Annotated in this window: 5 protein-coding genes and 1 pseudogene; all 6 read left to right on the forward strand. The window is 67.6% G+C overall.

What is annotated here, in order from left to right; translation table 11 throughout:
- Positions 1 to 5 precede the first annotated feature (5 nt).
- On the forward strand, positions 6 to 935 hold the full coding sequence (gene pqqB / locus HOP51_RS20610; RefSeq protein WP_234275742.1) for a pyrroloquinoline quinone biosynthesis protein PqqB: 930 nt from the start codon (positions 6 to 8) through the stop codon (positions 933 to 935).
- Positions 936 to 1,004: 69 nt separating this feature from the next.
- Complete coding sequence (gene pqqC, locus HOP51_RS20615) at positions 1,005 to 1,793, forward strand: pyrroloquinoline-quinone synthase PqqC (RefSeq protein ID WP_234275743.1); 789 nt, start codon at positions 1,005 to 1,007, stop codon at positions 1,791 to 1,793.
- A gap of 5 nt (positions 1,794 to 1,798) precedes the next feature.
- A complete protein-coding gene (pqqD, locus tag HOP51_RS20620; protein ID WP_407061825.1) occupies positions 1,799 to 2,077 on the forward strand; it encodes a pyrroloquinoline quinone biosynthesis peptide chaperone PqqD in 279 nt (92 codons plus the stop codon).
- The gene (pqqE, locus tag HOP51_RS20625; protein WP_234275745.1) at positions 2,070 to 3,221 is read left to right on the forward strand and encodes a pyrroloquinoline quinone biosynthesis protein PqqE; all 1,152 of its coding nucleotides are present in this window, start codon (positions 2,070 to 2,072) and stop codon (positions 3,219 to 3,221) included. Before pqqD ends, pqqE begins: the two co-directional genes overlap by 8 nt.
- Positions 3,218 to 5,701, forward strand: coding sequence for an insulinase family protein (locus HOP51_RS20630; protein ID WP_234275746.1), 2,484 nt, complete (start codon positions 3,218 to 3,220; stop codon positions 5,699 to 5,701). The genes pqqE and HOP51_RS20630 overlap by 4 nt, the downstream gene beginning before the upstream one ends.
- Before the next feature lie 166 nt (positions 5,702 to 5,867).
- A pseudogene (locus tag HOP51_RS20635) lies at positions 5,868 to 6,000 on the forward strand (S-(hydroxymethyl)glutathione dehydrogenase); the annotation flags it as partial.

Below are 6,000 nucleotides of genomic sequence, written 5' to 3' on the forward strand. Positions count from 1 at the left end.
CCGTCATGCACATACTGATCCTGGGCGCGGCCGCCGGAGGCGGCTTTCCCCAATGGAATTGCAACTGCACGCTATGCAAAGGAGTCCGCGAGGGCAGCATCGACGCCAGGCCCCGCACCCAGTCCTCCATTGCCATCAGTAGCGACGGTCAGCGCTGGCTACTGTGCAACGCCTCTCCCGACATCCGCGCCCAACTGGCCGCCAACCCATCGCTACACCCACGCCGCGTACCCCGCGACAGCGGCATCGCCGGGGTGTTGCTGGTCGACGCTCAGATCGATCACACCACCGGCCTGCTGTCGCTGCGCGAAGGCTGTCCTTTCGATGTCTGGTGCACGCCCAACGTGCACCAGGATCTGAGCCGGGGCTTTCCCCTGTTCACCATGCTCGAACACTGGCAGGGCGGGCTCAACTGGCGCACCATCGACATCGGCGCCGAGCGCCTGGAGAGCACCTTCGAGATCCCCGCCTGCCCCAGCCTGTTGTTCACCGCGGTGGCGCTCGACAGCAACGCTCCGCCCTATTCGCCGCGCCGCGGTTCTCCCACGCCAGGAGACAACATCGGCCTGCTGGTCGAGGATCGCCGCCGCGCCACCCGGCTGTTCTACGCTCCCGGGCTCGGTCGTGTCGACGAGCGCGTGCGCAGCTTTCTGGCCAGCGCCGATTGTGTGCTCGTCGACGGCACCCTGTGGCACGACGACGAGTTGCGCCGCGCCGGCGTGGGGCAGGCCACGGGCAGCGACATGGGCCACCTGGCGCTTGCCGGTCCAGGCGGATTGCTGGAAGAACTAAGCGCCCTGTCCACCGCCACGCGCCGGGTGCTGACGCACATCAACAACACCAACCCGATCCTCGACGAGCGCTCGCCGGAGCGCGCCACGCTGACCCAGACCGGAATCGAGGTCGCCCACGACGGCATGCGCCTGGAGATATGAACCCCTCATTTTCGCTGACGTCACAACAATAACGACGCTGTACGCCATGCAATGGGAAGGAAGCGCCTCATGACCTTTATTGCATCCCCCTCTGCCGCCTCGGCGAGTGAACCCGAGACCCCGCCCCTTTCTGCCGAGGCCTTCCGAGAGGCCCTGTTGGCCAAAGGCGACTACTACCATATCCACCATCCCTACCAGGTCGACATGGCAGAAGGGCGCGCCACGCCGGAGCAAATCCGCGGCTGGGTGGCCAATCGCTTTTATTACCAGGTGATGATCCCACAGAAAGATGCCGCGCTGCTGGCCAACTGTCCGGACGCCGCCACCCGGCGGCGCTGGATCCAGCGCCTACTCGACCACGACGGCCATGACGATGACGGCGGCGGCATCGAGGCGTGGCTGACCCTGGGCGAGGCGGTAGGGCTGTCCCGCGACGAACTGTGGGCCCAGGAGCACGTGCTGCCCGGTGTGCGCTTCGCGGTGGACGCTTACGTCAATTTCGTGCGCCGGGCTAGCTGGCAGGAGGCAGCAATCTCGTCGCTGACCGAACTGTTCGCCCCACAGGCGCATCAAAGCCGTCTCGACACCTGGCCAACCCACTATCCCTGGATCGACGAGGCCGGCTACGGCTACTTCCGCAAGCGTCTGAAGGAAGCGCGACGCGACGTCGACCATGGCCTTGAGGTGGCATTGGCGGTGTGCACCACTGCCGCCGCTCAGCAGCGCGCCTTGGAGATCCTGCAGTTCAAGCTCGACGTGTTGTGGAGCATGCTCGACGCCATGACCCTGGCCTACCAGCTCGAGCGCCCGCCCTATCACAGCGTGACCGACCAGCGCGTTTACCACCGGGGACTATGATGGATATGATCGAGTCAACCAGCATCTATCGCTTGCGCCCGGGTTGGCGCCTGCAGTGGGAGGAAGCCCAGGGTCGTCACGTGCTGCTTTATCCCGAGGGCATGGTGCAGCTCAACGACAGCGCGGGGGCCATCCTGACCCAGCTCGACGGCCAGCGCGACGTGGCCGGCGTAGTGGCCAATCTGCAGGCCCGGTTTGCCGATGCCCCCGCCGCGGAGATCGAACGGGACGTACACGAATTCCTGCTCGACGCCGCACGACAAGGGTGGATCCGCCATGACTGACCGTACCCACACCACTGCCGTCAACGACACCACCGGTGCCCCGCTGTGGCTGCTTGCCGAGCTGACCTACCGATGCCCGCTGCAATGCGCCTACTGCTCCAATCCGCTCGACTTCGCTGCGGTGAAGGAGGAACTCTCCACCGAGGAGTGGATGGGCGTGCTGGCCCAGGCCCGCGCCATGGGCGCCGTGCAGATAGGTTTCTCGGGCGGCGAACCGTTGGTGCGCCAGGATCTTGAAACCCTGGTGGCCGAGGCGCGCCGGCTCGGCTTCTATACCAACCTGATCACCTCCGGGCTGGGGCTCGACGAAGCACGCATCAAGGCGCTGCACGCGGCCGGGCTCGACCATATTCAGATCAGCCTGCAGGCCTCCGATCCGGACGTTGCCGCGGCAGTGGCCGGTTCGCCCAAGGCCCACGCCAAGAAGCTGGCCATGGCCCGAGCGGTCAAGGCGGCCGGCTATCCCATGGTGCTCAACGTGGTGCTGCACCGCCACAACATCGACCGCATCGACGACATCATCGCCTTGTGCGACGAACTGGGGGCCGATGCAGTGGAACTGGCCAACTGTCAGATGTACGGCTGGGCTCACCTCAACCGCGAGGGCCTGCTTCCCAGCCATGAGCAGCTCGAGTCCGCCGAGGCCACCACTGCGCGCTGGCGCGAGCGTCTGGCCGAGCGAGGCCGCGACATGCGCCTGCTATTCGTGGTGCCCGACTATTATGCCGAGCGTCCCAAGGCGTGCATGGGCGGCTGGGGCGCGATCTTCATGACCGTGGCGCCGGACGGCGCGGTGCTGCCCTGTCATAGCGCGCGGATGCTGCCGATGAGCTTTCCCAACGTGCGCGAGCGTGGGCTACATGAAATCTGGTACGACAGCGAACCCTTCAATCGCTACCGCGGCGATGGCTGGATGCGCGAACCCTGCCGCAGCTGCGACGAACGCCACAAGGACGTCGGCGGCTGCCGCTGCCAGGCCTACCTGCTTACCGGCGACGCCACGGCCACCGATCCAGTATGCTCGCTGTCGCCCGATCACCACCTGATCGAGGCCGCCCGTCGCCAGGCCGAACACGGCGAGCGCCCCATGGCCGACCTGACCCTGCGCAACGTGCACGAATCGCGGATCTTCTGCCGCGCATGAACCACCCATCCACGATTTCCGACGACGAGTTCGCCCGGCACGCGGGGCTACCACCAGGCAGCCGGCTACGTGAAGCCCGCCTCGCCAATGGCCTGACCGTCACCGCCGCCGAAGTGCCCGACGCTCGCTGGCAGCGCCTGGTCGGTGCCGTGAACGTGGGCTACCTGGACGAGCCCGACGACTGCCGCGGACTGGCCCACCTGCTCGAACACGCCCTGTTCCTGGGCTCGGCGGGCTTTCCCGGAGCAGGCGAACTGGCGCGCTGGGTCGGCCAACGGGGCGGGCGCTACAACGCCCGTACCGACGAGACCGTGACCGAGGTGCACCTGCATCTGCCCCCCGCCGATACCGACGAGGGCCTGGCTCGACTGGTGGATATGCTGGCCCGGCCTCGCTTCGAACCCGGGCTCGTCGCGCACGAGGTGGAAGTACTCGAGGCAGAGTTCCGCGCGCGGCTGGCCGACCCCGCGCTGCATCGGCTGGCGGCACTCGGCCGGCTCTGCCGCGAGGGGCACCCCGCCCGACACAGCCATGCCGGCAATCGCAACACTCTGGGCACTGACGCCTCCCGGCTGGCCGCACGGCTCACCGACTTTCATGACCATCACTACCGTGCCGGACTCATGGCCCTGGTAATGCTGGGTCCTCTGCCGCTCGAAGCGCAGCTCGAGCAGCTCACGCGGCATGGTGCGACACTGCCAACGGGCGCCGTGCCGTCGCCGCCACGGACCTGGCGTTGGGCCCAGCCCGGCGGCGTGGCATGGCACCCGCCCGCGGCCAGCCCCGGCGCTTCGGCTTTGGAACTCTTCTGGCCGCTGCCCGAGGAACAGGCCGCCACCCATACCGACTGGCTCGCCGCCGTGGCTGCCCGGCTAGCCGATGGAGGTCTCGCCGCCACCCTACAGGCCACCATGGAACTCGACCGGCTCGAGGTTACCCTGGAACCCGTTGGCCTGGGGTCGGCCCTGGCACTGAGCCTGGCCCCGACGCCGGACGAGGAAACGGTGCAGGCAATGCTGGCCACCTGCTGTGCGGCACTCGAGCAGGCCTCCGTCGCTACGTTGCCCGCCCCATCCGTGTCGGCGGCGGATCTCGACGCCTGGCCCCGGCGCTACGCCAGGCAACTGCCGGGCTCAACGGAGCGCATCCCACGCGGCGAAGCATTGGAAGAGTCATCACTCTTGCCTTGGCTAACCCCCCAGCAGTGTCGGCTGCTCTGGCAGGCTCCCGCTGCGTCCGGCCGCTGGAAAACGCTGACGGAGACCGGCACCCGCTGGCGTCCCCAGCCTTCACTCAGCGAGGGCGTGGCGCTGCCCTCGCGGGCACCTCCTGACCTCTGCGTCCGCCCACGCCGCGAGGATACCGACACCACGACCCCACGCGAGCTGCCCCGAAACGAACAGTTCAGGCTGTGGTGCGGAAAGCCGGCACGAATGCGGGATACCACACCGACCAGCCTCTGCCTGGGCTGGCCCACCCCGACCTCACAGTTGGGGGCACGGTTATGCCAGTGGCGGCAGAACACGTTGCCCCTGCGCCAGGCCGCCCTGGAGCGAGGGCTGCAGCTCTCCTGCGGAGGTGATGCCCGCGGCGACTGGCTGATCGTCAGCGGCGGCGCCGATCGACTCTGCTCCCTGGCGGAGCTGGCCCTGGCATGCTGGCCGGAGCAGGCAACCTTACCCCCATGCGATCCGCCAACGGGGCTGCTCGCCCAGCGCCTGCTGAGCCAGCTCGAAACCTCGGCGCCAAGGGTTGAGCAAGCCGGAGCGTTGCCGATGCTGGGCTGGGTCAGCGACGAGCAAGACGCCGGGGCGGCCCGGGCGATGCTGGACTGCCTTGCCGAACGTCTGTCGGCAGTTCCGAACCTGATGGCCGGCACGACGCCCCATGAAGCCCGCGAAGAGATCGACGGCACCCGCTGGCTGCCGCCCCAGGGCAACGACCACGTCGCGATGCTGGAAGTTGCCGGTCCCGACGACACGCCACGCAACCGCTGGCTGCTATGCCTGCTGGCCCAGTGCCACGACGCCGCCTTCCAGCATGAGATGCGCCAGCGGCGCGGCCTGGGATACGTGGCGGCGGTGCGCTATCGTGAAGCGTCGGGCGCTCCCCGCCTGGGCTATGTGGTGCAGTCCCCTCATGCCGAGATTGACGGGTTGCGCCAAGCCATTGCCGATTTCCTGACCCAGCAGAGTGAGGCGCTGGCGTGCCTCACCGCAGCGGAGATGGAACGCCGCAAGCGCGGCTTGGTCGCCTACGCGGGCTACCCCGAGACTCAGACCGAGACCATCGCCCAGCTGTGGCAGGCGCTGCGTCGCCATGCCGCCATGAAAAATGCCTCACCGCCCTGGCAGCCGCTGCCGTGGGAAGCCGAGTCGCAGGCATTGGCCGCACTGCACGCCGACTCGCTGCTCGACTTGGCAAAGGATCTCGCCGCGGGCCGTCTGGTACAGCGCTGGTGGCTGCACCAGCCACGCTGAAGCCCGCCGCTTTTATGCACCCTCCTCTCTAGCGAATGTTGCCAATAGACAACTCAGTTGTGTCGCTACGTCACAATGCTCCCGCCCTACCTCACCTAGACTGACATCACGTCGACCCCATAGCGCTGCCACACCGGCCGCCAACAACAACCCGGGAGACCCGCTCATGAAATCACGCGCCGCCGTCGCCCTCGAAGCGGGTAAGCCGCTCGAACTCACCGAGATCGATGTGCAAGGTCCCAAGGCTGGGGAGGTACTGGTGCGCATCGCCGCGACCAGTGTGTGCCACACCGACGCCT

The sequence above is a fragment of the Billgrantia zhangzhouensis genome (genome assembly GCF_021404465.1).
Taxonomy (GTDB): domain Bacteria; phylum Pseudomonadota; class Gammaproteobacteria; order Pseudomonadales; family Halomonadaceae; genus Halomonas; species Halomonas zhangzhouensis.